This window comes from Nonomuraea sp. B208, from assembly GCF_057536035.1.
In genome coordinates this window covers 713,075-734,201 of sequence record NZ_BAAJOU010000010.1, presented here as the reverse complement: position 1 = coordinate 734,201, position 21,127 = coordinate 713,075, and the positions used below count along the sequence as shown (strand labels likewise).

Genomic DNA, 21,127 nt, shown 5'->3' with positions numbered 1-21,127 from the left:
CCTCAGTGAGCCCCCTAGCGGCGAGTCGCACCGGAACGTGCCCTATTGGGCAGCGCTCCGGTGCGTCACGTCTCGTCTAGGAAGCCACGGCCTGAGCTCGCTTCTTCCTGGACGGGATGATGTCGTCGATCAGACCATACGCCTTTGCCTCGTCCGCGTTGAGAATTTTGTCGCGTTCGATGTCCTTACGGACTTCGGCGGAGGCCTTACCGGTGTGCCTGGCCACGATGTCCTCCAGCAGCGTGCGCATGCGGAGGATCTCGCGGGCCTGGATCTCGATGTCGCTGCCCTGGCCGCCACCTTCGGTGGACGGCTGGTGGATCAGCACCCGGGCGTTGGGCAGCGCGAAGCGCTTGCCCGGGGTGCCGCCCGCCAGCAGCACGGCCGCGGCGGAGGCGGCCTGGCCGAGGCAGACGGTCTGGATCTCCGGCCGGACGAACTGCATCGTGTCGTAGATCGCCGTCATGGCGGTGAACGAACCGCCCGGCGAGTTGATGTAGATGCTGATGTCACGGTCGGGGTCGAGCGACTCCAGCGTGAGCAGCTGGGCCATCACGTCGTTGGCCGACGCGTCGTCGATCTGCACTCCGAGGAAGATGATGCGGTCCTCGAAGAGCTTGTTGTAAGGGTTCATCTCCTTCACGCCGTACGACGTGCGCTCGACGAAGGAGGGGAGAACGTAACGGCTTTCGATGTTCATGTCAGCTCCCCCTAGGAGACGGGCCCGGCCGAGGGCACCTGTCGCGCGCTGCGGACCACGTGGTCGATGAAGCCGTAGTCCTTGGCCTCCTCGGCGGTGAACCAACGGTCGCGGTCGGAGTCGGACTCGATCTGGTCCAGCGACTGCCCCGTGTGGAAGGCGATCCGCTCGGCCAGCGTCTTCTTCACGTAGAGCATCTGCTCGGCCTGGATGGCGATGTCGGCGGCGGTGCCGCCGATGCCGCCCGACGGCTGGTGCATCATGACCCGCGCGTGCGGCAGGGCGTAGCGCTTGCCCCTGGCGCCCGCGGTGAGCAGGAACTGGCCCATGGAGGCCGCCATGCCCATGACCACGGTGGAGACGTCGTTCGGCACGTATTCCATCATGTCGTAGATGGCCATGCCGGCACTCACCGAGCCACCCGGCGAGTTGATGTAAAGCGTGATGTCGCGGTTGGGGTCGTCGGCCGCGAGCAGCAGCAGCTCAGCGCAGATGCGGTTGGCGATCTCGTCGTTGACCTCCTGCCCGAGCACGATGATCCGCTCCCGGAGCAGGCGCTGGTAAAGCTGGTCCTCAAGCCGGAAGGCGGAGCCGTTCTCACGGCCTCGAGACTCAGGCTGATAGAAGGTCGGCGGGCTGGTCACAGCGTCACCTTCCGATGCGTCGTAATCGATTGGCTTTGCTTGTGACCTTAACGCGCGCCGCCCACAGGTCATGCCCGCTCTGCCGGACTGTTCGCTGACGGCGCATGTCCCGGCGCCCACGCGGGAGAGGCGGGCTGCGGCGGAGTGCGGGCGGATGTCCCTGGAGCGCCCTGAGACGGCGGGACGCGCGCCAGGGGCCGTGACGGCGGGTCACGAGGGCCGGGGCGCGCTGCGTCCCGTGGCGGGCGTCTCAGCCCCTTCGAAGCGGTCGCGGCCGCGCCTCGCGAAAACGGCGGAGCCCCCGGACGGGAGGTCCGGGGGCTCCTGCGAAGCGCCGGTGAGGGCGCGGGTGAGGGTTACGCCTCGCCCTTGTCCTCGGTGGTGCCGTCCTCGGCGGCGGCCTCTTCCTCGACGGGGGCCTCGCCGTTGATCTCGGTGTAGATGGCCTTGAGGTCCACCTCGTTGCCGTCGGTGTCGACGACCTTGGCGGCGTCACCGATCACGGACTTGGCCTTGTCGCGGACGATCTCGACCATGGCCAGCGTGAGCTGGTCGTTGTCGGCCAGGTGCTTGGCCAGCTCGTTGGGCTGGACGCCCATCTCCATGGCGCGGCGCACGACGAAGTTGGTCAGCTCCTGCTCGGAGACGCCCAGCTCCTCGGACTTGGCGACCTTGTCGAGCACGAAGCCGACCTTGAGCGCGCGGGCGGAGTTCTTCTCGAACTCGGCGAAGCGCTCCTCCTCCGTCGTCTGGTAGAGGCGGAAGAAGGCGTCGCGGCTCAGCCCGCTCTCGGCCACCTGGTGGTCGAGGTTGTGCTTGCGGGCGTCGATCTCGGCCTTGAGCGCGCTTTCGGGCAGCGGGAGGTCGAGCTGGTCGAGCACCGCGTCGAGGGCCTTCTCGCGGGACTGGACGACCTGGTCGATCAGCTTGTTGCGGCGGGCCTGCTCGCGGATGCTGGCCTTGAGCTCGTCGAGCGTGTCGAACTCGCTGGCGAGCTGGGCGAACTCGTCGTCGAGCTCGGGCAGCACCTTCTCCTTGACCGACTTGACGTTGATGATGACGTCGGCCTGCTCGCCGGCGTTCTCGCCGCCGACCAGCTCGGTCTGGAAGCTCTTCTCGTCGCCGGCGGACATGCCCTCCAGGGCGTCGTCGAGGCCCTGGAGCACGGAGCCCGCGCCGACCTCGTAGGACACCTCGCTGGCGGCCTGCTCCTCGATGTTCTTGCCGTCGATCTCGGCGCGCAGGTCCATCACGACGTAGTCGCCCGCGGTGGCGGCGCGCTCGACGCCGGTCAGCGTCGCGAAGCGCTGGCGCAGCGCGTCGAGCTGGCGGTCGACGTCCTCGTCGGTGACCTCGGCGGAGTCGACGGTGACCTCGATGCCCTGGTAGTCGGGCACGTCGAAGTTGGGCCGGACGTCGACCTCGGCGGTGAACTCGATCTGCTCACCGTCGTCGATCTTCGTGACCTCGATGTCAGGCTGGCTGACCGGGAACACGTCGGCCTCGTCGACGGCCTGGCCGTACAGCTTGGGCACGGCGTCGTTGAGGGTCTCCTCCAGGACGACCGCCCGGCCGAAGCGCTGCTCGATGATGCGGGCCGGAACCTTGCCAGGCCGGAACCCGGGGACGCGCACCTGCTGCGCGACCTTCTTGTACGCCGCATCCATGCTCGGGCGCAGCTCGTCGAACGGCACCTCGACAGTGAGCTTGACCCGGGTCGGGCTGAGCTCCTCGACAGCGGTCTTCACGGAATGGTCTCCTTGATCAAGCTACGAGTGATCGCGGGCGCGTCCATTCGGTCGGCTCACGCGCCGCGCCCACATGAGCGGTGTTGGGCATGCTCCGCCTCGGCGGCATCCAACGCCGGTGGTCCAGTCTAGGGCAGATGCATACCCAACAACGACGTCCCGGCGGTCACAACGACGTCCGCATGCCGTCAGAACTCGTCCGCGATCTTCCTCAGCAGCTCGATCGTCTCGTCCGGAGTGGTGCTGACGGCGCAGAGCCGCTCCATGACCTCGGTGTAGCGGTCGACGTCCTCGCGCTTGTCCAGGTAGAGGGCGCTGGCGAGCTGCTCGACGTACACGACGTCGGGCAGGTCGGGGTCGGGGAAGCGCAGGACGCTGAACGCCCCGCCCTCCGCGCTGTGCCCGCCGAAGCTGAAGGGCATGATCTGGATCGTGATGCTCGGCTGGCGCATGAGGTCGATGAGGTGCTCCAGTTGAGCCTTCATCACCTCGGCGCCGCCGATCGGACGGCGTAGCGCCGCCTCGTCGATCACCGCCCAGAAGACGGGCCCGTCCGGCCTTTCGAAGATCCTCTGGCGCTCCAGACGGAGATCGACCCTCCTGGCGATCTCCTCCGCTCCGATGCCCGCCGTCCCGGCGGTCACCACAGCCCTCGCGTACTCCTTGGTCTGCAGCAGTCCTGGCACGAACTGGACCTCGTAGGTCCTGATCCTGGTGGCGGCCTCCTCAAGGCCGACGTACGCCTGGAACCACGTGGGCAGGACATCGTTGAACCGGTGCCACCAGCCCGGCTCGTTGGCGGTGGCGACCAGGTCGAGCACGGCGGAGCGGGCCTGCTGGTCGACGACCCCGTACAGGGTCAGCAGGTCGGCCACGTCACGCTCTTTGAACCCCACCCGGCCCAGCTCCATGCGGCTGATCTTGGATTCTGAGCCACGGATGAGGTGGCCCGCCTCCTCGCGGGTGACGTTCTTCGCTTCCCTGAGCTTGCGCAGTTGGGAGCCCAGGAGGATGCGCAGCGCCGTCGGCCCGGAACCCGGCTGGTTCTGCGTCACTTTGCCTCCTATCAAGGTCCGCACCACACAGTGACACCACATTGCCTGCTATGACAAGGTCCCAACCGGGTGTCCGATTCGCCTTGTTCACCGGGGAAAACGCCGCTTGCGGCTGCACATTGCAGCTGCACGTGCATTTGGGTCTTGCAGCCGCAGCCGCTCGTGACCCATGATGGCTTAGTGCATATTGGGCCAAACATGCACTAACCAAGGCTTTACGGGGAGGTATTGGCAGGATGGTAGAGGACCCTCTGGCCACTGCCGACTGCCTCCAGATAACCCGCGAGGTCGGTTTCGACCAGTTGCTGACTGGTCGTGGCGGCAAGCCGTACACCACCTCGTGCCCGTTGCCCTTCCAGGCCGACTCGGTGAAGACCGCCAGGGACGTCACCCGCAACACCCTCCGGGGCTGGGGGCTGCACGACCTGAGCGACGACGCCGCGCTCGTGGTCTCCGAGCTGGTGACGAACGCGGTCAGGTACGCGATGCGCTCCTCGGGCCGGCGCGAGATCGAGCTGCTGCTCATGCGGGTCAGCCCCCACGTGCTGCTGGCCGTGGCCGACCCCAGCGACGAGGTGCCGCGGCGCAAGGAGCCCGACTTCATCTCCGAGAACGGCCGCGGCCTCTACATCGTCGAGACCTACAGCCAGAGCTGGGGCTGGGACCGGCTGGCCCGCGGCGGCAAGGCCGTCTGGGCGCTCTTCCGCACCGAGCCGTGACCGCCTTCTTCTGATCACTCCCCCGTGGCGCCGTCGATGCGTTCGCGCAGGAGATCGGCGTGGCCGTTGTGCCGGGCGTACTCCTCGATCATGTGGACGAGGATCCAGCGGTGCGAGCAGTCGCCGCCGTTGCGCTCCCCCACGGCGTCGAGCGGCCGCGCGGCCGAGATGGCGCGGGCGCGCTCGATCTCGTCCCGCCAGGTCTCGAACGCCTCCTCCACCGACGCGGTGTCCACTTCCTTGAAGTCGGCGTCGTTGTCGCGGTCCTTGTCCCACAGCTTCGGCACGTCCTCGCCGGCGAGCACCCGGCGGAACCAGGCGCGCTCGACGTTCGCCATGTGCCGTACCAGGCCGAGCAGGGACATCCCGGAGGGTTCGGCGCTGCGCAGGCGCAGTTGCTCGTCGGTCAGGCCGGCGCACTTGACCGCGAGGGTGCCGCGGTGCCATTCGAGCCAGTTGTTCAGCACGGTGCGCTCGTCGCCGGTCAGGGGCGGAGGGGTGCGAGGGTCTTCCATGTTCCGTTCAGTTCATCGAGATGTGGACGTGGTCGTAGTGGTTCTCGGTGATGCTGCCGCGGTCGGACATCGCGCGCCAGCCGGAGCCCGAGTTGATGCGCTGCTTCCAGATCACGTACTTGACGCCCAGTTTGCTCTGGTTCTGCAGGGCCCAGGCGGCGATGCGGTCGCCCAGGGCGTTGTTGGCCGCGCTGGGCATGGTGCCGCCCGAGCTCATCATGAAGTCGCAGGCGCGGCCGAGCGGGTGCTCGCCGCTGGAGCCGGAGCGGAAGCAGCCCACCGAGAACGGCAGCGCGAAGTTCTTCGTCACCTGCTCGCGCATGAGCCGGGTGCGCGCGGTGATGTTGTCCGAGCCGGCCGGCAGCTCGGGGGCCCAGCTGCCGTCGGAGTTGCGGCCGGTGCCGTACGGGACCAGATCGGCCAGCTTGTCCTTGATGTCGTCGATGACGTCCTCGGCCTCGTCACGCTGCTTGGCGACCTCGGCCGCGTCCCCGCGGATCTTGACCGCCAGCGCCTCGGCCTCGGCGGCGGCCTTCTTCTTCTCGTCGCGGGCTGTGGCCACGCCCTGCACCAGCGCCTGCTGCTCGGTGGTGAGCTGGTCGAGCACGGCCGCGCTGGCGCCGTCCAGCATGAAGCCCGGCACCGGGGGGTTGCCGTTCTGGTAGCGGAGGCGGGCGAGCTCGGCGACGCGCTGCTCCGAGGCGGCGAGCGTGCGCTCGGCCGTGGCCAGGCGTTCCTTGGCGGTCTCGGCGGCCTCCTGCGCCTTGGCCAGCTCGACGCGCTTGAGGTTGTACTGCTCGATCAGCTTGTCGACCTTGGTGTTGAGCCGCTTGAGCTGGGCGCGGAGCTGTGACTCCGACGGCTTCGGCGCGGCCGCCTGCACAGGGGCCGCCTGCACAGGGGCCGCCTGCACAGGGTGAGGCGTCGACAGGAGGACGGCGGCGGCGGTGACGAGACCGATGGCGAAGGGCACGGGGGACGAAGCCGCCACGTACAGGGTTCCTCTCCCTCTGCCGGCCGGGTTAGCTGACGGGTTCGGGCGTGAGAGCGTCCCTACCACCGAAGTGGATTCACCCCAGGTGCGGTGGGTCCCCGGCTCCCGGGCGACGCGCCCGGGATTAGGCGTGCGACGGCTGGTGAGGCCGTTGCTTATGGGGATATTAGTGGTAGATCACAAGTAATGCGACCTTAAGTAGAAATCTATTAGTGATCGAGTTGTGATCGGAGCATGCGTGCCGCCTCCTCCGGCAGCACGTCGTTGACGAAGGCGCCCATCGCCGACTCCGACCCCGCCAGGTACTTCAGCTTCTCGGGCGCCCGCCTGATGCTGAACAGCTCAAGCCGCAGGTAGGCGAGGTCCCGCCCTTCGCGCACGGGCGCCTGGTGCCAGGCCGCGATGTACGGCATCACGACCCCGAACAGCCCGTCGAAGGCCCGCAGCACCGAGGTGTAGAGGGGCGCGAACGCGGCCCGCTCCGCCTCCGTCAGCGCCGGCAGGTCCGGCACCTGCCGGTGCGGGTAGATGTGCACCTCGAACGGCCAGCGCGCGGCGGCCGGCACGAACGCCGTCCAGTGCTCGTTGGAGGTCACGACCCGCGTGCCCGCCGCGCGCTCGGCGGCGAGGACGTCGGCGAACAGGTTGCCGGGGCCCTTGTGCCGGGAGGCCGCGCCGAGGTTGAGCTTGGTGCGCGGGGTGACGTACGGGTAGGCGTAGATCTGGCCGTGCGGATGCGCGAGCGTGATGCCGATCTCCGAGCCGCGGTTCTCGAAGCAGAACACCTGCTCCACGCCCTCGACGGCGGACAGCTCGGCGGTGCGGTCGGCCCATGCCTCCATGACCAGCTCGACCTGGTCGTCGGAGAGGCGGGAGAAGCTGGAGTCGTGGTCGGAGGTGAAGCAGACGACCTCGCAGCGGCCGGCGCCGGGACGGACCTCGCTCAGGCCGCCCACGTCCTCATACGTACCGAAATTTCCGGAGAAGGACGGGAAACGGTTCTCGAACACCACGACGTCGTAGTCGTACGCCGGGATCTCCGTGTCGCGGCCGGGCGCCGACGGGCACAGCGGGCACTCGGCCGCCGTGCCCTTGGGCTGGAACGTACGCGTCTGGCGGTGCCCCGCCATCGCGATCCACTCCTCGGTCAGCGGGTCGTAACGCAGCTCGGAGGCCACCGGCCGGGGGCCGAGCTCGCGCCGGTCCGCCGCGCTCCGGTCGGCGTCATCCCTCCGGTCGAAGTAGATGAGCTCCCGGCCGTCGGCCAGATGGGTGATGGTGCGCTTCACAGCGTGCCCTCTTCCGCGATGATGAGTTCGCCGGCCCGGTCGGCCAGCTCCGTGCGTGCTTCCTCCGGCAGCGCCGCGTCGCTGATGACCACGTCGGCCTCGCTCAGCTCGGCGATGGTGCTGATGCCGACCGTGTTCCACTTGGTGTGGTCGGCGGGCACCACCAGGCGGCCGGCGGCGCTCACCAGCTCCCTGTCGGTCTCGGACTCCAGCAGGTTGGGCGTGGTGAAGCCGGCACGGACGCTCATGCCGTGGACGCCGAGGAAGAGCGTGTCCACGTGCAGGCGGCGGATCGCGGCCACGGCGACCGGGCCCACCAGCGCGTCCGATGGCGTACGGACGCCGCCGGTCAGCACCACCGTGCGGTCGGCGCGCGGGTTGCGGTGGAAGACGTCGGCGACGGGGACCGAGTTGGTGATCACGGTCAGCTCGGGCACGGCGATCAGGTGATGGGCGAGGGCCCACGTGGTGGTGCCCGCCGACAGCGCGACGGCGGTGCCCGGCCGGACGAGCTGCGCGGCGCGGCGCGCGATCGCCTGCTTCTCCGGCTGCTGGCGGGCGGACTTGGCGGTGAAGCCCGGCTCCTCGGTCGAACCGGGGCCGAGTGCGGTCGCGCCGCCGTGCACCTTCTCCAGCAGGCCGCGCTCGGCCAGCACCTCGAGGTCGCGGCGGATGGTCATGTCGGAGACGCCGAGCTCGCGTACGAGGTCGGCCACGCGTACGCCGCCGTTGCTGCGTACACGTTCGAGGATCGCCTGCTGACGCTGCTGTGCGAGCACCCTTGCCCCTTCCAACAGATTCCACCAAATTATGACATGACAATGGTGGGAAATGTTAGTTCGCGAGGATCACTTGCCTGGTCGGCACGGTGGGAGGACGGTGGGGGTCCATGCCGGACCCCGAGCGCGGGAGGCGAGCTTCATGGCCAGGCGGGCACGCAAAGGCAAGGCGCGCAAGAAGAAGAAGGCGAACCACGGCAAACGCCCCACCGCACGTTAGGAACCACCGGGTGGCCGCCTCCTGCGGCCACCCGGCGATCAAGGTCAGGTCGGCAGCTCCGTGAGCGCCTGGTCGATGCGCTCCTGCGGCAGCGTGTAGTCCTCCAGCTCGCCGCCCAGGTGCCGGTCGTAGGCCGCGAGGTCGAAGTGCCCGTGGCCGCACAGCGCGGTCAGGATGACCTTCTCCTCGCCGCTCTCCTTGCAGCGCAACGCCTCCGCGATCGTCTCGGCCAGCGCGTGCGTGGGCTCCGGGGCCGGCACGATGCCCTCGGTACGGGCGAAGCGGACGCCGGCCTCGAAGCACTCGCTCTGGGCGCGGGTGACGGCCTCGAACAGGCCCAGGTCGTACATGTGCGACAGCAGCGGCGACATGCCGTGATAGCGCAGGCCGCCCGCGTGGATCGGGTCCGGTACGAACGAGTGGCCCAGCGTGTGCATCTTGAGCAGCGGTGTCAGGCCGGCGGTGTCGCCGAAGTCGTAGGCGTACACGCCGCGGGTGAACGACGGGCACGCGGCCGGCTCCACCGCGCGGAACACCGTGTCCAGGCGGCCCGCCAGCTTCTCGCGCAGGAACGGGAACATCAGCCCGGCGAAGTTGGAGCCGCCGCCCGTGCAGCCGATGACCAGGTCGGGCAGCTCGGGAAGCTGCTCCAGTGCCTCCTCGCCGATGAGCGTCTGGTGCATGAGCACGTGGTTGAGCACCGAGCCGAGCGCGTAACGGGCGTCGGGGGTCGCGGCCGCCACCTCGACGGCCTCGCTGATCGCGATGCCGAGGCTGCCGGGCGACTCCGGATCGCCGGCCAGGACCTTGCTGCCCGCGCCGGTCACCGGGGACGGGCTGGCGTGCACCGTCGCCCCGTACACCTGCATGAGCGAGCGGCGGTAGGGCTTCTGGTCGTAGGAGGCGCGAACCATCCAGATCTGGCATTCCACATCGAACTGGGCGCAGGCGAAGGCCAGCGACGATCCCCACTGCCCCGCGCCGGTCTCGCTCGTGAGCAGCCGGACGCCTTCCTTGGCGTTGTAGTACGCCTGCGGGACGGCGGTGTTCGGCTTGTGGGAGCCCGCCGGCGAGACGCCCTCGTACTTGTAGTAGATCCTCGCCGGCGTGCCGAGGGCCCGCTCCAGACGGCGGGCCCGGATCAGCGGCGTCGGCCGCCAGAGCCGGTAGACCTCCATGACCTCCTGCGGGATCGGGACGAACCGCTCGGCGCTGACCTCCTGCGCGATCAGCTCCATCGGGAACAGCGGGGCCAGGTCGTCCGGCCCGACGGGCTCGCGGGTGGCCGGGTGCAGCGGCGGCGGCGGAGGAGCGGGCAGGTCGGGAACGATGTTGTACCAGTTGCTCGGGATCACTGTTTCAGTCTGCGCCCGTTACGCACGGCAATCCAGTAACTCTCAGCTACCGGTCAACACCGCCGGCCGATCGGGGTGGTCGGCCCTGACGACGACGTCGGCCGAGCGTTGGGGGCGGGCCTCGCGCTCGTAGCGCTCGTACGCGGGCAGCCGCCACCGCTCCTCCTCCGGCGTGCCGCGGCTCAGCGCTCCCGGCGACAGCCACACGTGCACGCTCACGTCGAACGGCAGCCCGTGCCCCAGCAGCAACGTCCCGTCGACCAGCGCCACCCCGCCGGGCGGCAGCTCCTCGTACGGCGCCCGGTAGGCGCGGTCCACGCTGCTGTTCCACAGCGCCGGCAGCACCCGCCCCGACCCGCCCGCGTCCAGCGGCTCCAGCACCTCCCGCCGCAACGCCTTGACGTCCAGCCAGTCCTCGTAGAAGGCGTCGGGATCGGTCCTGCCGTGCTCCAGCCGCAGCGACGCCGGACGCAGGAAGTCGCCGGCGGACACCCGCAGCACCGGCCTCCCGCGCAACCGCAGCGGGGCGACCAGCTCGTCGGCCAGCGCCTCCGGCCGCGCCGCGGGGGCGCCGTCCACGGCCACCCGCACCCACGCCTCCCGCGGCCGTCCGGCGATCAGCTCGGCCAGCTCCTCGACCAGGACGTCACGGGAGATCGGTCGCGCGCGCATCATCCTTCTCAGCTTACGATCGCCCGCCCGCGAGCCTCGGATCAGGCTGTCCAGGCCGTGATCCGTACGAGCAGCATCGCGCCGAACCAGCAGGCGAACATCAGGATGATCCCCGTACGGAGCTGCCGGCGGTCCTGAACATTCTTCCTGCCGCGCCGCCGCGCTCTCATGACCAGCGTGATGGCCACGGACACGAGGGCAAGCGTCTGCACGATCTCGACCCAGGTCAAAGGCCAGGCAGCCGCGTGCGACTGACTGCTGGGCTCTGCCCGGGACGTGGCGGACGGGAAGATCGGGCCCTCAGCCACTGACTACTCGAAGGCTGGACCGCTTTCGCGATCATCCTGGAGCCGAGTGCCCCCGCCGGAGGCGTCGCCTGCACAGAACAGCTTCCAGAGCTGGATGCTCATCACGACGAACAGGACAACTCCGCCGAGCAGAATCACGAGCACGAAGAGCGCGAACGGATGGAAGACCACTGAGCCTCCTGTCGTCATGCTGATCATAGGTGACCCCTGTTTCCTCAGCCCGCGCGGCTCCCGCGCGAGAACGACCCCGGCAACGTGGTTGAGCCAGTCACCGCAGGGCTAGGGAGGGCTGCATGATGGCCGGTGCCCGACGACACTTCGGCAGCATCCGAGCGCACCTCCGGCAAGTACCATGACGCTGATCTTTGGCTGGTGAAGATCTCGTTCGGCGCATACGCCGAGCAGTGGATCACCGGCAGCGTGATCAAGCCCACGATGGAAGATCTCTACCGGAGCTTGCTCAAGAACCACTTTGCCCCGGCTGTCGGCAATCGCAGTCTGACCGGCATCCGAGAGGCAGACGTACGACGGTGGCGCAAGGATCGGCTCGCCATGGTGGGGCCGTCCACTCAGGCGCTCGGGGAAGCCCGGTGGGTGGCAAGGGGCGGTCAGGCCGACGAGACGAACGGCGCGTGAGCGGCACGACCGGAGAGACAAGGTCGGATAACAGCAAGGCCCAGACTCGGGATCAACTCCCGGACCTGGGCCTTCGCGCTTGGAGCGGACGACGGGAATCGAACCCGCGTAGCTAGTTTGGAAGACTAGGGCTCTACCATTGAGCTACGTCCGCGCGAACCGGTCGAACTCTGGTCTAGACTTCATCCGGTCGTCAGAGCGTAAGCGTACCGGAGTCCCGGGGCGCATGCGCACTCGGCGAAGCGGGGCGTGGCGCAGCTTGGCAGCGCGCTTGCTTTGGGAGCAAGAAGTCGCAGGTTCAAATCCTGTCGCCCCGACCAGTTCAAGGTCCCTTCCGATGCGGAAGGGGCCTTGTGCGTCCGGGCGCGGGTCATCAGTCGGCAGACTATGGGCGCATGGAGATACTTCCGGGCGCGGGTGTGGCCCTGGTGAAGGTCGGGGATCAGCGAGCCGAGGTCGAGGGCCGGATCGGCGGTCCGGTGCATGGCCCCAGCAGTAAGAACGTCTACGACACCGCTCCCATGTTGATCGTCCACTACGACCCGGACGACCGGGTCGAGCTGGTGGAGATCGCCTACTCGGGCCACGGCGGGGAGGAGGTGTTCTTCGACGGCGTGCAGCTGACCTACCGGTTCATGGACGAGGTGGTTTCCGAGCTGGCCGCGAAGGGCCACACGGGCACGTCCTCTGACATCGGGTTCACCTTCCACGCCGGCTTCTCCGTGTGGTCGATGGGATCTCTGTGGGCTCTCGACCTGGACCCTGACGCGGACGAGGAGGACGAACGCTCGATCGTCGAGGGGGTGTCGGTCGCCCCCTACTCGTATTGGGACGAGGGCTGAGCGGGCCACGGCGAGCTCATCAGCCAGCTGGTCGAGGTGATCGGGTCCGTCGCGGCCGCGCACCCGCTGCGGGTCGTCGTCGGCGGGCCGCCCGCCGCCGGCAGGACCACGTCGGCCGACGAGCTCGCCGTCGTCCTGCGCGCGCAGGACCGCGACACCATCCGCGTGACCGTCAACGACTTCCTCTTCCCGCGTGCGCAGCGCGCTATCGACGCGGCCGATACTCGGCCGAAGGCTGCTACTTCGACGCCCACGACCGTGCCGCGCTGTGCCGGGTCCTGCTCGATCCGCTGGGCCCGGACGGAGGCCGGAGGTTCCGACACCCCGTGCTCCCCCGCGGCCGCTCCCGCTCCCCCAGACGCCGTACTGCTCTTCGACGGGGTCTTCCTCCTGCTTCCAGAACTCGTCGAGGCACAGCGTGACACCGCCGAGATCGAACGGTCCTGGCGCGACCGCCACATTGCTCCAACAGCCGGCCTGGGAAGTCCGGCCGCCGGTCAGCCGGTCAGGGTGAGCGGGTTGACCAGGTCGGCGTAGACCAGGAGCCCGGCCATCACCATCATGACGAGCGCGATCGCGTACGTCAGCGGCAGCACCTTCGCGATGTCCACGTACTTCGGCTCCGGCCGTCGCATGATCTTCGCGTACGCCCGCTTGATGCCCTCCCAGATCCCGCCGGCGATGTGCCCGCCGTCCAGGGGCAGCAGCGGGATGAGGTTGAACATGCCGATCGCCAGGTTGAAGCCGGCCAGCAGGTTGACGAAGATGGCGATCTTCTTCTCGTTGGTCAGGTCGCTGGCCAGGATCTCGCCGCCCATGCGGCCCGCGCCCACGACGCCGACCGGGCCCTCGGGGTCGCGCTTCTCGCCCGAGAAGGCCGCGTGCCAGACGCCGACCATCTTGTCCGGCAGGTTGAGCAGGGAGCCCGCCACACGGCCGGTCAGCTCGCCCATGTAGCCGACGACGGCGCCCAAGCTCTGGCGCTGCATGACCTCGGTGGGCAGGACGCCGAGGAAGCCGACGTTCTTGTCGATCTTGCTCGGGTCCTGGAGGTTGGGGCGGTCCTGGGCGATGAGGGTGACGTCGAGCGTCAGCGGCTTGCCGTCGCGTACGACGCCGAGCTCGACCGGGCCGGGGCCGTGGGAGCGGATGAGCCGGGTGGCGTCCTCCCACGTGGTGATCTTCTGGCCGTCGAAGGTGACCATCCGGTCGCCGGGCTTGAGCCCGGCCTGCGCCGCGGGAGTGGGCTGGTCGCCGGCCTGGCAGGTCTTGCGCTGCTCGCTGACCGGGATCACGCAGGTGGAGGTCTCGGGTGAGACGACGGGGGCCCAGGCGGGCAGGCCGATGCCGACCAGCAGGATGCTGAAGAAGACGAACGCGAGCACGAAGTTCATCAGCGGCCCGCCGGACATGATGATGATCTTCTGCCACCACTTCTTGCGGTAGAAGACGCGGTCCTCGTCGCCGGGCCGCACCTCCTCCTGGGCGGCGTCCCTGGCCGACTCGATGAGGCCCTGCCAGGGGCCGGTGGCGGTGTTGCGCAGTTTGTTCGGGTCGTCACCGGGGCGCGGCGGCAGCATGCCGATCATGCGGATGTAGCCGCCGAACGGGATCCACTTGATGCCGTACTCGGTCTCGCCCCTGCGCCTGGACCAGGCGGTCGAGCCGAAGCCCACCATGTACTGGGTGACCTTGACCCCGAAGAGCTTGGCGGGGATGAGGTGGCCGATCTCGTGCAGCGCGATGGAGAACATCAACCCGAGCAGGAAGAGGATGATCCCCACCAGATAGAGCCAGTTCATCTATGCGCGCTCCAGGGCAAGGCGGACGGTCCAGACAGCTTCAGGGTAGTCGACTTCCCCGGTCCTCAAGGGCCTCAGACATTTTGGGCAGGCGTTGACAGTACGCCCTTCTCACGACCTGGCCCGTGTCGAACGTCAGGGTCACGGCCGCCAGATGAGCACCAGCGCGCAGTCGTCGTTGTGCCCCGAGGCCATGGCGTTGACCAGCGCGCGGGCGCCGTCGCGGAACCCCGAGGGCAGCAGCCGCTCGGCCTCGCCGAGCAGCCGGTCGAGCCCGGCGTCGATGTCGCGGCCGGGCTGCTCGATGAGCCCGTCGGTGAACAGCAGCAGCGCGTCGCCCTTGCGCAGGGTGCCGCTGTCGGGCTCGCAGTGCAGGTCGGGCACCACGCCGAGCACGACGCCCTTGGCCGCGGCGACCTGCCAGCTCCCGGTGCCGGCGTCGAACTTCACCACCGGCGGATGCCCGGCCGAGGTGATCGTGTAGTCGCCCGTGGCGAGGTCGAGGCGCAGGTGTACGGCGGTCACGAAGCCCTCGTCGCCCCGCTGGCGGTGCAGGTAGGCGTTGCAGGCGGGCAGGAAGTCGTCGACCGAGCCGAGCAGGCCGCCGAACGTCCCCGACAGCAGCAGCGCCCTGGTGCCCGCGTCCACGCCCTTGCCGGAGACGTCGACCAGGGCGATCTCGACGCTGTCGCCGTCACGCATGGACACAAGGAAGTCGCCGCCGAAGGAGGACCCGCCGGCCTGCTTGAGCACCACCTTGGCGCCCCAGTCCTTGGGCAGCGGCGGCAGCTCGCCCTGTCTCTTGAGCCGGTCGCGCAGCTCCAGCAGCATCGCGTCACCGCGCAGCCCCTGCACGCCGAGCTTGCCTCGGGTGCGCGCCATGAGCACGGCGAGCACGGTGGTGAACCCGATCGTCACCATGAGCCCCACCCCGACACTGCCCGCGCCGAGCGTGACCGCGACGTAGCCGAGCGCCGCGCCCACCGCCACGAGCAGCACGACCAGGCTGCGCAGGCGCAGCTGCAGCCCGCCGACCAGGGTGACGAGGATGAGCAGGGACGGCGAGAACCACTCGGTGGAGACCTGGCCGGCCAGCACTCCGATGAGCAGCGCGAGCACGGCGAGCGTGATGAGCAGATTGCGGTCGCGGGCGAGCGGCCCTCTGCGGACGAAGCGGACGATGGACACGAGGAAGGGCACCCGCGCCAGCGCGGCGCGGACCCGTGGCGGGATCAGCGGCGCCGGACGGGAACTCATGATGGGCCCGACTGTATCGGTCCGCATCCCGTTTGGGCAGTCCACTTGACCAAGGCCTTGATCATTACGTGCGGATATTCGGTGGCTCTCCCCCTTTGCCCGCTCCTACGGTGGACGGATGAGCTTCCCCATCCGCCCGATCGCCGAATCCGAGTGGACGGCGTACGTCAACGTCATGAGCGAAGGGTTCGGCTGGACCGCGCCGCCCGGGATGATCGAGCGGTTCAAGGCCGAGACCGAGTTCGACCGGACGCTGGCCGTCTTCGACGGCGAGGTCATGGTGGGCACCACCGGCGTCTTCAGCCTCAGCATGGCCGTCCCCGGCGGGCGGCTGCTGCCCGTGGGCGGGGTGACGTCCGTGAGCGTGCTGCCCTCGCACCGGCGCCGCGGCGTGTTGTCGCAGATGATGCGCCGCCAGCTCGCCGACATCCGCGAGCGTGGGGAGTCGGTGGCCGCGCTGTACGCCTCCGAGTCCGGCATCTACGGACGTTTCGGCTACGGCCGGGCCGCGAGCCAGCTGTCCTTCCGCATCACCAAGCGCGCCGCGGCCTTCGTGGCGGACGCGCCCGTTGACCCGTCGCTGCGGATCAGGGTGGCCCCGCCGGCCGAGGTGCGGGCCGAGCTGGAGGCCCTCTTCGCGTCCGTGGTGACCGCCCGGCCCGGCCGCTACGAGCGGCACGCCGCTTTCTGGGACGGCAACCTCGCCGACGACGAGGCCGACCAGCGCGGGATGGGCGCCCTGCGCTGCGTGCTGGCGGAGGACGACGGCGGCGTTCGCGGGTACGCGCTGTTCCGCATCAAGACGTCCTGGGACGAGACCGGGCTGCCGGAGGGCGAGGTGCACCTCTACGATCTGGAGGCGAGCGATCCGGCGGCGTACGCGCTGCTGTGGCGCCATCTGCTGGACCGGGACCTGGCGACCACGCTGCGGACGGGCAGCCGTCCGGTCGACGACCCGATCCAGGCGCTGCTGGCCGACTCGCGCCAGCTCCGCGCGACCTGGGGCGACGAGCTGTGGGTACGCCTGGTCGAGGTGGACCGCGCACTGGCCGCCCGCGCCTACGCCGCCCCGGTGGACCTGGTGATCGAGGTGGACGACGACGTGTGCCCGTGGAACGCCGGCCGCTGGCGGCTCACCGCGGACCCGTCGGGCGCGGAGTGCAAGCAGGTCGAGGACGAGCCGGACCTCACGGTGCCGGTGGCGGCCCTGGGCTCGGCGTATCTGGGCGACGGGCAGCTCGGCCCGATGCTCGGCGCGGGGCTGCTGCGCGAGCACACCCCGGGCGCGGTGCGCGGGCTCGCCACCGCGATGTCCTGGAGCCCCAAGCCGTGGGCGGGCCGGACCTTCTGAGCCGCCTCTCCCGAGAGCCGGGGCTTCGGACGTACGCTCGGGTCATGGCCTTGCAGAGCTTGCAGATCACCGCGACGATCGCGATGCGCGCCCGCGACGTGTCGCGCCCGGCGAAGGAGCAGCAGGAGGCCGCCGACCGGCGGCCCCTGCGTGACGAGATGCCGAAGCGCGAGACCCGGCGTAAAGGACAGAACAGCTAGTCAGGGCAGCGGCGGGAGCTGGCCGATCGTCTCGTACGAGGCCAGCTGCGCGATGCGCCGGCTGTGGCGCTCGCTGCCGGAGAAGGGCGTGCCCAGGAAGACCTCGGCGAAACGGGTGGCCTCGTCGAGGGAGTGCATGCGCGCCCCGATGCTGACGACGTTGGCGTTGTTGTGCTCGCGGGCCAGGCGCGCGGTGTCCTCGCTCCAGGCCAGGGCCGCGCGGATGCCGCGCACCTTGTTGGCGGCGATCTGCTCGCCGTTGCCCGAGCCGCCGATGACGATGCCGAGGCTCGCCGGGTCGCCCGCGACGCCCTCGGCGGCGCGCAGCACGAACGCCGGATAGTCGTCCTCGGCGTCGTAGACGAAGGGACCGCAGTCGGTCACCTCGTGCCCGTGGTCCTTCAGCCAGGACACGAGGTGGTTCTTGAGCTCATAGCCGGCATGGTCGGCACCGATGTAGACACGCACCCGCCCAGTCTTCCACAGCCCCGGGGTGGCGGCTCGCGCACTAGAGTAAGGATCACTTCCGTCCACCACCCCTTACGAAGGCAGGGATCATGCGAGAGATCCGCGTCATCGGCGACCCCGTGCTGCGCACGCCCGCCGAGCCGGTCACGGACTTCGACCGCGAGCTGCGCCGCCTGATCGAGGAGATGTTCGAGGCGATGTACGCGGTCGACGGGGTGGGCCTGGCGGCCCCGCAGATCGGCGTGTCGCGGCGATTGTTCGTCTACGACATCAACCGGCGCAAGGGCCACGTGATCAACCCGGTGCTGACGGTGGACGACCCGGAGGAGATCGCCGACGAGGAGGGCTGCCTGTCGGTGCCCGACCGGCGCACCGGGCGGCCGATCTACGCCCCCGTCGCGCGCGCGGCGGGCGTGACCGTGGAGGGCGTGGACCGGCTCAGGCGGCCGGTGCGCGTGCGCGCCCGCGGCTCGCTGGCACGCTGCTTCCAGCACGAGGTCGAGCACCTCGACGGCCGCCTGTACGTCGACCGCCTGCCGCGCGACGAGGCCCGCGGGATCATGTCGCGCGCCTGATCCGGGGGCGTAGCTTGGCGGCATGACTGTGCTTTCCGGCAAGGGCGCGTTGGTCACGGGAGGCTCCCGTGGCATCGGCAGAGCCGTCGTGGAGCGGTTGCGGCAGGACGGCGCCGAGGTCGTCTTCTGCTACGAGCGGTCGGAGGAGGCCGCGCTGCGGGTCGCCAAAGAGACGGGCGCGACGGCGGTGCGCGCGGACCTCGGCGTCAAGGAGGATCTGGAGCGGCTGTTCGCCGAGGCGGAGGCCCGGCTGCCCGGGGTGGACATCCTCGTCAACAACGCGGCCACCACCACCGGGCAGAAGCTGCTCGCCGACCTCACGGACGACGACTTCGAGCGCTCGTTCGCGGTGAACGTGCGCGCCGTCCTCCTCGCCCTGCGGTGGGCCGCCGGGGTGATGCGCGACGGCGGGCGCATCGTCACGATCTCCTCGCTCAACACGCAGGTGCCCGCCCCGACGCTCGCGCTCTACTGCGGCGGCAAGGGAGCGGTCGAGCAGTTCGCCAAGGTGGCGGCGCGGGAGCTGGGCGGGCGCGGCATCACCGTCAACGTCGTCTCCTCGGGCGCGACGGACACCGACATGCTGCGCGGCGCCAACCCGCCCGAGGCGCTGGAGCGGACGCAGGCGCTCACGGCGCTCGGACGGCTGGGGCGGCCGGACGACATCGCCTCGGTGGTGGCGTTCCTGGCCGGGCCGGACGGGCGGTGGATCACCGGCCAGAACCTGATTGCCAGCGGGGGCCTGCTGGTCTGAGCCGCCCGCCGGCGGACGTCAGAGCTGAAGCGACTTGATCTCCAGGTATTCCTCCAGGCCGTACTCGCCGAGCTCGCGGCCGACGCCCGACTGCTTGTAGCCGCCGAACGGGGCCAGTGGGTTGAACCGGCCGCCGTTGACGGCGACCTGGCCGGTGCGCAGGCGGCGGGCCACCCCCAGGGCGCGTTCCTCGGTGCCCGCCCAGACCGCGCCGGCCAGGCCGTAGCGGGTGCCGTTGGCGATGGAGACGGCCTGGTCCTCGGTGGTGTAGGGGATCACCGACAGCACCGGCCCGAAGATCTCCTCCTGCTCGATCGCCATGCCGGGCTCGACGCCCGCGAACACCGTGGGCTCGACGTAGAAGCCGCGCTCGTGCGGCCGTTCGGTGCCGCCGGCCACCAGCCGGGCGCCCTCCTCCTGGCCGCGGTTGATGTAGCGGACCACCCGGTCGCGCTGGACCTGCGAGACCAGCGGGCCGATCCGGGTGGACTCGTCGAAGGGGTCGCCGACGGTGTAGCCGCGGGCGGCCTCGACGGCCAGGCGGACGGCCTCGTCGTACTGGTCGCGGTGGACGAGCATGCGGGTCCAGGCCGAGCAGGTCTGCCCGGCGTTGACGAAGCAGTTGGCCACGCCGACCTTGACGGCGAGCTTGAGGTCGGCGTCGGGGAGGATGATGTTGGCGGACTTGCCGCCGAGTTCGAGCGCCACCCGCTTGACGGTCTCGGCGGCGAGCGCGGCCACCCGGCGGCCCGCGGCGGTGGAGCCGGTGAAGGAGACCATGTCGACCTCGGGGTGGGCGGCCATGGCCTCGCCGACGACCGGCCCGCGCCCGCTGACGAGGTTGAACACGCCCGGCGGCAGGCCCACCTCGTCGAGGATGCCGGCCAGCTCGTACGCCGCCAGCGGCGCCACCTCGCTCGGCTTGAGCACGACGGTGCACCCGGCGGCCAGCGCCGCGCCCACCTTGCAGACGATCTGGTGCAGCGGGTAGTTCCACGGCGTGATGGCCGCCACCACCCCGATGGGCTCCTTGACGACCAGGGAGGAGCCGACGCGCTGCTCACGCGGATGGCTCTCGGCCAGGTGGGCGAAGGAGGCGAGGACCCCCGCGGGCATCAGGGTCTGCACCTTGAGCGCGAAGCCCAGCGGCGATCCCATGTCGGTGGCGATCGCCGCGGCGACGTCGTCGGCGCGCTGCTTCAGCAGCTCGGCCGCGGCGGCGAGCAGCTTGCCGCGTTCGGCCGGCGCGCTGCGCGACCAGGACGGGAACGCTCTTCGCGCCGCGGCCACGGCCGACTCCACATCGTCGGGAGAGCCGGCGGGCACGTGGTCGATGACCTCTTCTGTGGCCGGGTTGACGACCTCTATGGACTCGTCGGACGCTGAGGCGGTCCAGGAGCCGCCGATGTACAGCTGACGCATGTCCCCATCCTGACAGCGCATCCCGGCGTTCGCGAGGGAGGTTCACTGAGCCGGGGATAAGGATTCTCCACCGCGATCAGGGTCTTTCCTCCCCGCGGGGTATCCGTAATGCGCTGACAGCGGGTTTTCAGTCGAATTGCGGGCGGCGGGTGCGCGTGCGCTTCAGCTCGAAGAAGTCGTCGAACTCCGTCACCGCGACGACGCCGTCCCACAGGCGACCGGCGTCCTCGCCCCTGATGATCCTGGTGATGACCGGCCCGAAGAAGGCGTTGGCGCCGACGCGGATGATCGGCGTGCCGACCTCCTGGCCGACGAGCGTGATGCCCTCGTCGTGCGAGGCGCGGATGCCGGCGTCCCACTCGTCCGACTCCATGGCGTCGGCGAGCTGCGAGTCGAGGCCCACGGCCTCCAGGGCGGCCTCGTTGATCTCGCGCAGCTTCTCCGGGTCCTTGCCGAGGCCCTCGTTGTGCAGGCGGGTGCCGAGCTCGGTGTAGAGCCGGCCGATGTACTCCTCGCCGTGCTTGGCGGCGGCGGCCGCCACGACGCGGACCGATCCGTGCGCCTTGAGCGCCCGCTCCTTGTATTCGGCGGGCACGTCCTTGCCCTCATTGAGGTAGTGGAGCGACATGAAGCGGAAGCGGGGCTCGATGGGCCGAACCTTCTCGACTTCGAGCAGCCACCGTGACGTTACCCATGCGAAGGGACAGGAAGGATCGAACCAGAGGTCCACGGGAATCTTCTCAGCCATGTGGGGCCATAACCTGGGGTGGCTCGGATCCTATTCCCGCCGTGACAGGATACCGACAACCCCGACGAAGCGGT

At 69.7% G+C, this 21,127-nt stretch carries 26 protein-coding genes, 2 tRNA genes and 1 riboswitch; of the genes, 10 read left to right on the top strand and 18 right to left on the bottom strand.

Annotation, left to right across the window (positions count from 1 at the left end; translation table 11 throughout):
- Nucleotides 1-76 precede the first annotated feature (76 nt).
- The 4 genes from AC27IY_RS08750 to AC27IY_RS08735 all read right to left on the bottom strand — a co-directional run bounded on the left by AC27IY_RS08750 (nt 77) and on the right by AC27IY_RS08735 (nt 4,147).
- A complete protein-coding gene (locus tag AC27IY_RS08750) occupies nt 77-700 on the bottom strand; it encodes an ATP-dependent Clp protease proteolytic subunit (RefSeq protein ID WP_329592018.1) in 624 nt (207 codons plus the stop codon).
- 11 nt (nt 701-711) lie between these two features.
- Nucleotides 712-1,344: a ClpP family protease gene (locus AC27IY_RS08745; protein ID WP_020542170.1), complete on the bottom strand. Its 633-nt coding sequence runs from the start codon at nt 1,342-1,344 to the stop codon at nt 712-714.
- A 356-nt stretch (nt 1,345-1,700) separates the two neighbouring features.
- Nucleotides 1,701-3,092, bottom strand: a complete 1,392-nt coding sequence (gene tig / locus AC27IY_RS08740; protein WP_344207141.1) for a trigger factor — start codon at nt 3,090-3,092, stop codon at nt 1,701-1,703.
- 188 nt (nt 3,093-3,280) lie between these two features.
- Nucleotides 3,281-4,147 (bottom strand): helix-turn-helix domain-containing protein, encoded by an 867-nt coding sequence (locus AC27IY_RS08735; protein ID WP_329592013.1) that lies wholly within the window; start codon nt 4,145-4,147, stop codon nt 3,281-3,283.
- A gap of 236 nt (nt 4,148-4,383) precedes the next feature.
- Between AC27IY_RS08735 and AC27IY_RS08730 the strand changes: the two genes are divergently transcribed.
- A complete protein-coding gene (locus tag AC27IY_RS08730; protein WP_364460550.1) occupies nt 4,384-4,866 on the top strand; it encodes an ATP-binding protein in 483 nt (160 codons plus the stop codon).
- Nucleotides 4,867-4,880: 14 nt separating this feature from the next.
- Here AC27IY_RS08730 and AC27IY_RS08725 read toward each other — a convergent pair whose 3' ends face one another.
- The 4 genes from AC27IY_RS08725 to AC27IY_RS08710 form a co-directional block, all read right to left on the bottom strand.
- Entirely contained in the window at nt 4,881-5,381 is a 501-nt protein-coding gene (locus AC27IY_RS08725) for a DinB family protein (protein ID WP_344207139.1), read from the bottom strand.
- 7 nt (nt 5,382-5,388) lie between these two features.
- A complete protein-coding gene (locus AC27IY_RS08720; RefSeq protein ID WP_487177626.1) occupies nt 5,389-6,372 on the bottom strand; it encodes a coiled-coil domain-containing protein in 984 nt (327 codons plus the stop codon).
- 6 nt (nt 6,373-6,378) lie between these two features.
- Nucleotides 6,379-6,516, bottom strand: a riboswitch (cyclic di-AMP (ydaO/yuaA leader).
- Between the two features lie 68 nt (nt 6,517-6,584).
- Nucleotides 6,585-7,664 (bottom strand): galactose-1-phosphate uridylyltransferase, encoded by a 1,080-nt coding sequence (gene galT / locus AC27IY_RS08715; RefSeq protein WP_487177625.1) that lies wholly within the window; start codon nt 7,662-7,664, stop codon nt 6,585-6,587.
- The gene (locus AC27IY_RS08710; RefSeq protein ID WP_344207136.1) at nt 7,661-8,443 is read right to left on the bottom strand and encodes a DeoR/GlpR family DNA-binding transcription regulator; all 783 of its coding nucleotides are present in this window, start codon (nt 8,441-8,443) and stop codon (nt 7,661-7,663) included. The genes galT and AC27IY_RS08710 overlap by 4 nt, the downstream gene beginning before the upstream one ends.
- Before the next feature lie 142 nt (nt 8,444-8,585).
- Between AC27IY_RS08710 and AC27IY_RS08705 the strand changes: the two genes are divergently transcribed.
- A complete protein-coding gene (locus tag AC27IY_RS08705; RefSeq protein ID WP_371252575.1) occupies nt 8,586-8,663 on the top strand; it encodes a 50S ribosomal protein bL37 in 78 nt (25 codons plus the stop codon).
- Between the two features lie 44 nt (nt 8,664-8,707).
- Here the strand turns inward: AC27IY_RS08705 and AC27IY_RS08700 are convergent, their stop codons facing one another.
- The 4 genes from AC27IY_RS08700 to AC27IY_RS08685 all read right to left on the bottom strand — a co-directional run bounded on the left by AC27IY_RS08700 (nt 8,708) and on the right by AC27IY_RS08685 (nt 11,196).
- Nucleotides 8,708-10,018, bottom strand: a complete 1,311-nt coding sequence (locus AC27IY_RS08700) for a TrpB-like pyridoxal phosphate-dependent enzyme (protein ID WP_487177624.1) — start codon at nt 10,016-10,018, stop codon at nt 8,708-8,710.
- 42 nt (nt 10,019-10,060) lie between these two features.
- Nucleotides 10,061-10,693 carry a nucleoside/nucleotide kinase family protein gene (locus tag AC27IY_RS08695; protein ID WP_344207134.1) on the bottom strand — a complete coding sequence of 211 codons (633 nt, stop codon included), beginning with the start codon at nt 10,691-10,693 and terminating at the stop codon, nt 10,061-10,063.
- A gap of 38 nt (nt 10,694-10,731) precedes the next feature.
- Nucleotides 10,732-10,884 carry a hypothetical protein gene (locus tag AC27IY_RS08690; RefSeq protein WP_487177623.1) on the bottom strand — a complete coding sequence of 51 codons (153 nt, stop codon included), beginning with the start codon at nt 10,882-10,884 and terminating at the stop codon, nt 10,732-10,734.
- A gap of 117 nt (nt 10,885-11,001) precedes the next feature.
- Entirely contained in the window at nt 11,002-11,196 is a 195-nt protein-coding gene (locus AC27IY_RS08685; RefSeq protein WP_487177622.1) for a hypothetical protein, read from the bottom strand.
- Nucleotides 11,197-11,301: 105 nt separating this feature from the next.
- On the opposite strand from AC27IY_RS08685, the gene AC27IY_RS08680 reads away from it, so the two are divergent.
- Complete coding sequence (locus tag AC27IY_RS08680) at nt 11,302-11,634, top strand: hypothetical protein (protein WP_487177621.1); 333 nt, start codon at nt 11,302-11,304, stop codon at nt 11,632-11,634.
- 80 nt (nt 11,635-11,714) lie between these two features.
- Here the strand turns inward: AC27IY_RS08680 and AC27IY_RS08675 are convergent.
- Nucleotides 11,715-11,788 (bottom strand) — tRNA-Gly (locus tag AC27IY_RS08675).
- 89 nt (nt 11,789-11,877) lie between these two features.
- Here AC27IY_RS08675 and AC27IY_RS08670 point away from each other — a divergent pair.
- The 3 genes from AC27IY_RS08670 (at nt 11,878) to AC27IY_RS08660 (ending at nt 13,013) form a co-directional block, all read left to right on the top strand.
- A tRNA-Pro gene (locus tag AC27IY_RS08670) sits at nt 11,878-11,954 on the top strand.
- Nucleotides 11,955-12,029: 75 nt separating this feature from the next.
- Nucleotides 12,030-12,476 carry a hypothetical protein gene (locus AC27IY_RS08665; protein WP_487177620.1) on the top strand — a complete coding sequence of 149 codons (447 nt, stop codon included), beginning with the start codon at nt 12,030-12,032 and terminating at the stop codon, nt 12,474-12,476.
- 36 nt (nt 12,477-12,512) lie between these two features.
- Nucleotides 12,513-13,013 carry a nucleoside/nucleotide kinase family protein gene (locus tag AC27IY_RS08660; protein WP_487177619.1) on the top strand — a complete coding sequence of 167 codons (501 nt, stop codon included), beginning with the start codon at nt 12,513-12,515 and terminating at the stop codon, nt 13,011-13,013.
- Here the strand turns inward: AC27IY_RS08660 and AC27IY_RS08655 are convergent.
- Nucleotides 12,974-14,278 carry a M50 family metallopeptidase gene (locus AC27IY_RS08655; protein WP_364460526.1) on the bottom strand — a complete coding sequence of 435 codons (1,305 nt, stop codon included), beginning with the start codon at nt 14,276-14,278 and terminating at the stop codon, nt 12,974-12,976. The genes AC27IY_RS08660 and AC27IY_RS08655 overlap by 40 nt on opposite strands.
- 141 nt (nt 14,279-14,419) lie before the next feature.
- Nucleotides 14,420-15,535, bottom strand: a complete 1,116-nt coding sequence (locus AC27IY_RS08650) for a PP2C family protein-serine/threonine phosphatase (RefSeq protein WP_344207127.1) — start codon at nt 15,533-15,535, stop codon at nt 14,420-14,422.
- 118 nt (nt 15,536-15,653) lie between these two features.
- Here AC27IY_RS08650 and AC27IY_RS08645 point away from each other — a divergent pair, with 118 nt between their 5' ends.
- Nucleotides 15,654-16,886, top strand: coding sequence for a GNAT family N-acetyltransferase (locus tag AC27IY_RS08645; protein WP_487177618.1), 1,233 nt, complete (start codon nt 15,654-15,656; stop codon nt 16,884-16,886).
- A 44-nt stretch (nt 16,887-16,930) separates the two neighbouring features.
- The gene (locus tag AC27IY_RS08640) at nt 16,931-17,086 is read left to right on the top strand and encodes a hypothetical protein (protein WP_344207125.1); all 156 of its coding nucleotides are present in this window, start codon (nt 16,931-16,933) and stop codon (nt 17,084-17,086) included.
- Here the strand turns inward: AC27IY_RS08640 and AC27IY_RS08635 are convergent, their stop codons facing one another.
- A complete protein-coding gene (locus AC27IY_RS08635) occupies nt 17,087-17,554 on the bottom strand; it encodes a ribose-5-phosphate isomerase (protein WP_344207124.1) in 468 nt (155 codons plus the stop codon).
- 89 nt (nt 17,555-17,643) lie between these two features.
- On the opposite strand from AC27IY_RS08635, the gene def reads away from it, so the two are divergent.
- Nucleotides 17,644-18,129, top strand: coding sequence for a peptide deformylase (gene def / locus AC27IY_RS08630; RefSeq protein WP_344207123.1), 486 nt, complete (start codon nt 17,644-17,646; stop codon nt 18,127-18,129).
- Between the two features lie 22 nt (nt 18,130-18,151).
- Complete coding sequence (locus AC27IY_RS08625) at nt 18,152-18,883, top strand: SDR family oxidoreductase (protein WP_423445631.1); 732 nt, start codon at nt 18,152-18,154, stop codon at nt 18,881-18,883.
- An 18-nt stretch (nt 18,884-18,901) separates the two neighbouring features.
- Here AC27IY_RS08625 and AC27IY_RS08620 read toward each other — a convergent pair whose 3' ends face one another.
- Together AC27IY_RS08620 and AC27IY_RS08615 are read right to left on the bottom strand one after the other, a co-directional pair.
- Nucleotides 18,902-20,305, bottom strand: a complete 1,404-nt coding sequence (locus AC27IY_RS08620; protein ID WP_344207121.1) for an aldehyde dehydrogenase family protein — start codon at nt 20,303-20,305, stop codon at nt 18,902-18,904.
- 127 nt (nt 20,306-20,432) lie between these two features.
- On the bottom strand, nt 20,433-21,053 hold the full coding sequence (locus tag AC27IY_RS08615) for a mycothiol-dependent nitroreductase Rv2466c family protein (RefSeq protein WP_487177617.1): 621 nt from the start codon (nt 21,051-21,053) through the stop codon (nt 20,433-20,435).
- Nucleotides 21,054-21,127: the final 74 nt, after the last annotated feature.

Coding starts and splice junctions, on each gene's coding strand:
- AC27IY_RS08750 (WP_329592018.1), bottom strand. CDS start 700: ATGAACATCGAAAGCCGTTACGTTCTCCCCTCCTTCGTCGAGCGCACG.
- AC27IY_RS08730 (WP_364460550.1), top strand. CDS start 4,384: ATGGTAGAGGACCCTCTGGCCACTGCCGACTGCCTCCAGATAACCCGC.
- AC27IY_RS08725 (WP_344207139.1), bottom strand. CDS start 5,381: ATGGAAGACCCTCGCACCCCTCCGCCCCTGACCGGCGACGAGCGCACC.
- AC27IY_RS08705 (WP_371252575.1), top strand. CDS start 8,586: ATGGCCAGGCGGGCACGCAAAGGCAAGGCGCGCAAGAAGAAGAAGGCG.
- AC27IY_RS08695 (WP_344207134.1), bottom strand. CDS start 10,693: ATGATGCGCGCGCGACCGATCTCCCGTGACGTCCTGGTCGAGGAGCTG.
- AC27IY_RS08685 (WP_487177622.1), bottom strand. CDS start 11,196: ATGATCAGCATGACGACAGGAGGCTCAGTGGTCTTCCATCCGTTCGCG.
- AC27IY_RS08665 (WP_487177620.1), top strand. CDS start 12,030: ATGGAGATACTTCCGGGCGCGGGTGTGGCCCTGGTGAAGGTCGGGGAT.
- AC27IY_RS08655 (WP_364460526.1), bottom strand. CDS start 14,278: ATGAACTGGCTCTATCTGGTGGGGATCATCCTCTTCCTGCTCGGGTTG.
- AC27IY_RS08650 (WP_344207127.1), bottom strand. CDS start 15,535: ATGAGTTCCCGTCCGGCGCCGCTGATCCCGCCACGGGTCCGCGCCGCG.
- AC27IY_RS08645 (WP_487177618.1), top strand. CDS start 15,654: ATGAGCTTCCCCATCCGCCCGATCGCCGAATCCGAGTGGACGGCGTAC.
- AC27IY_RS08640 (WP_344207125.1), top strand. CDS start 16,931: ATGGCCTTGCAGAGCTTGCAGATCACCGCGACGATCGCGATGCGCGCC.
- def (WP_344207123.1), top strand. CDS start 17,644: ATGCGAGAGATCCGCGTCATCGGCGACCCCGTGCTGCGCACGCCCGCC.
- AC27IY_RS08625 (WP_423445631.1), top strand. CDS start 18,152: ATGACTGTGCTTTCCGGCAAGGGCGCGTTGGTCACGGGAGGCTCCCGT.
- AC27IY_RS08620 (WP_344207121.1), bottom strand. CDS start 20,305: ATGCGTCAGCTGTACATCGGCGGCTCCTGGACCGCCTCAGCGTCCGAC.
- AC27IY_RS08615 (WP_487177617.1), bottom strand. CDS start 21,053: ATGGCTGAGAAGATTCCCGTGGACCTCTGGTTCGATCCTTCCTGTCCC.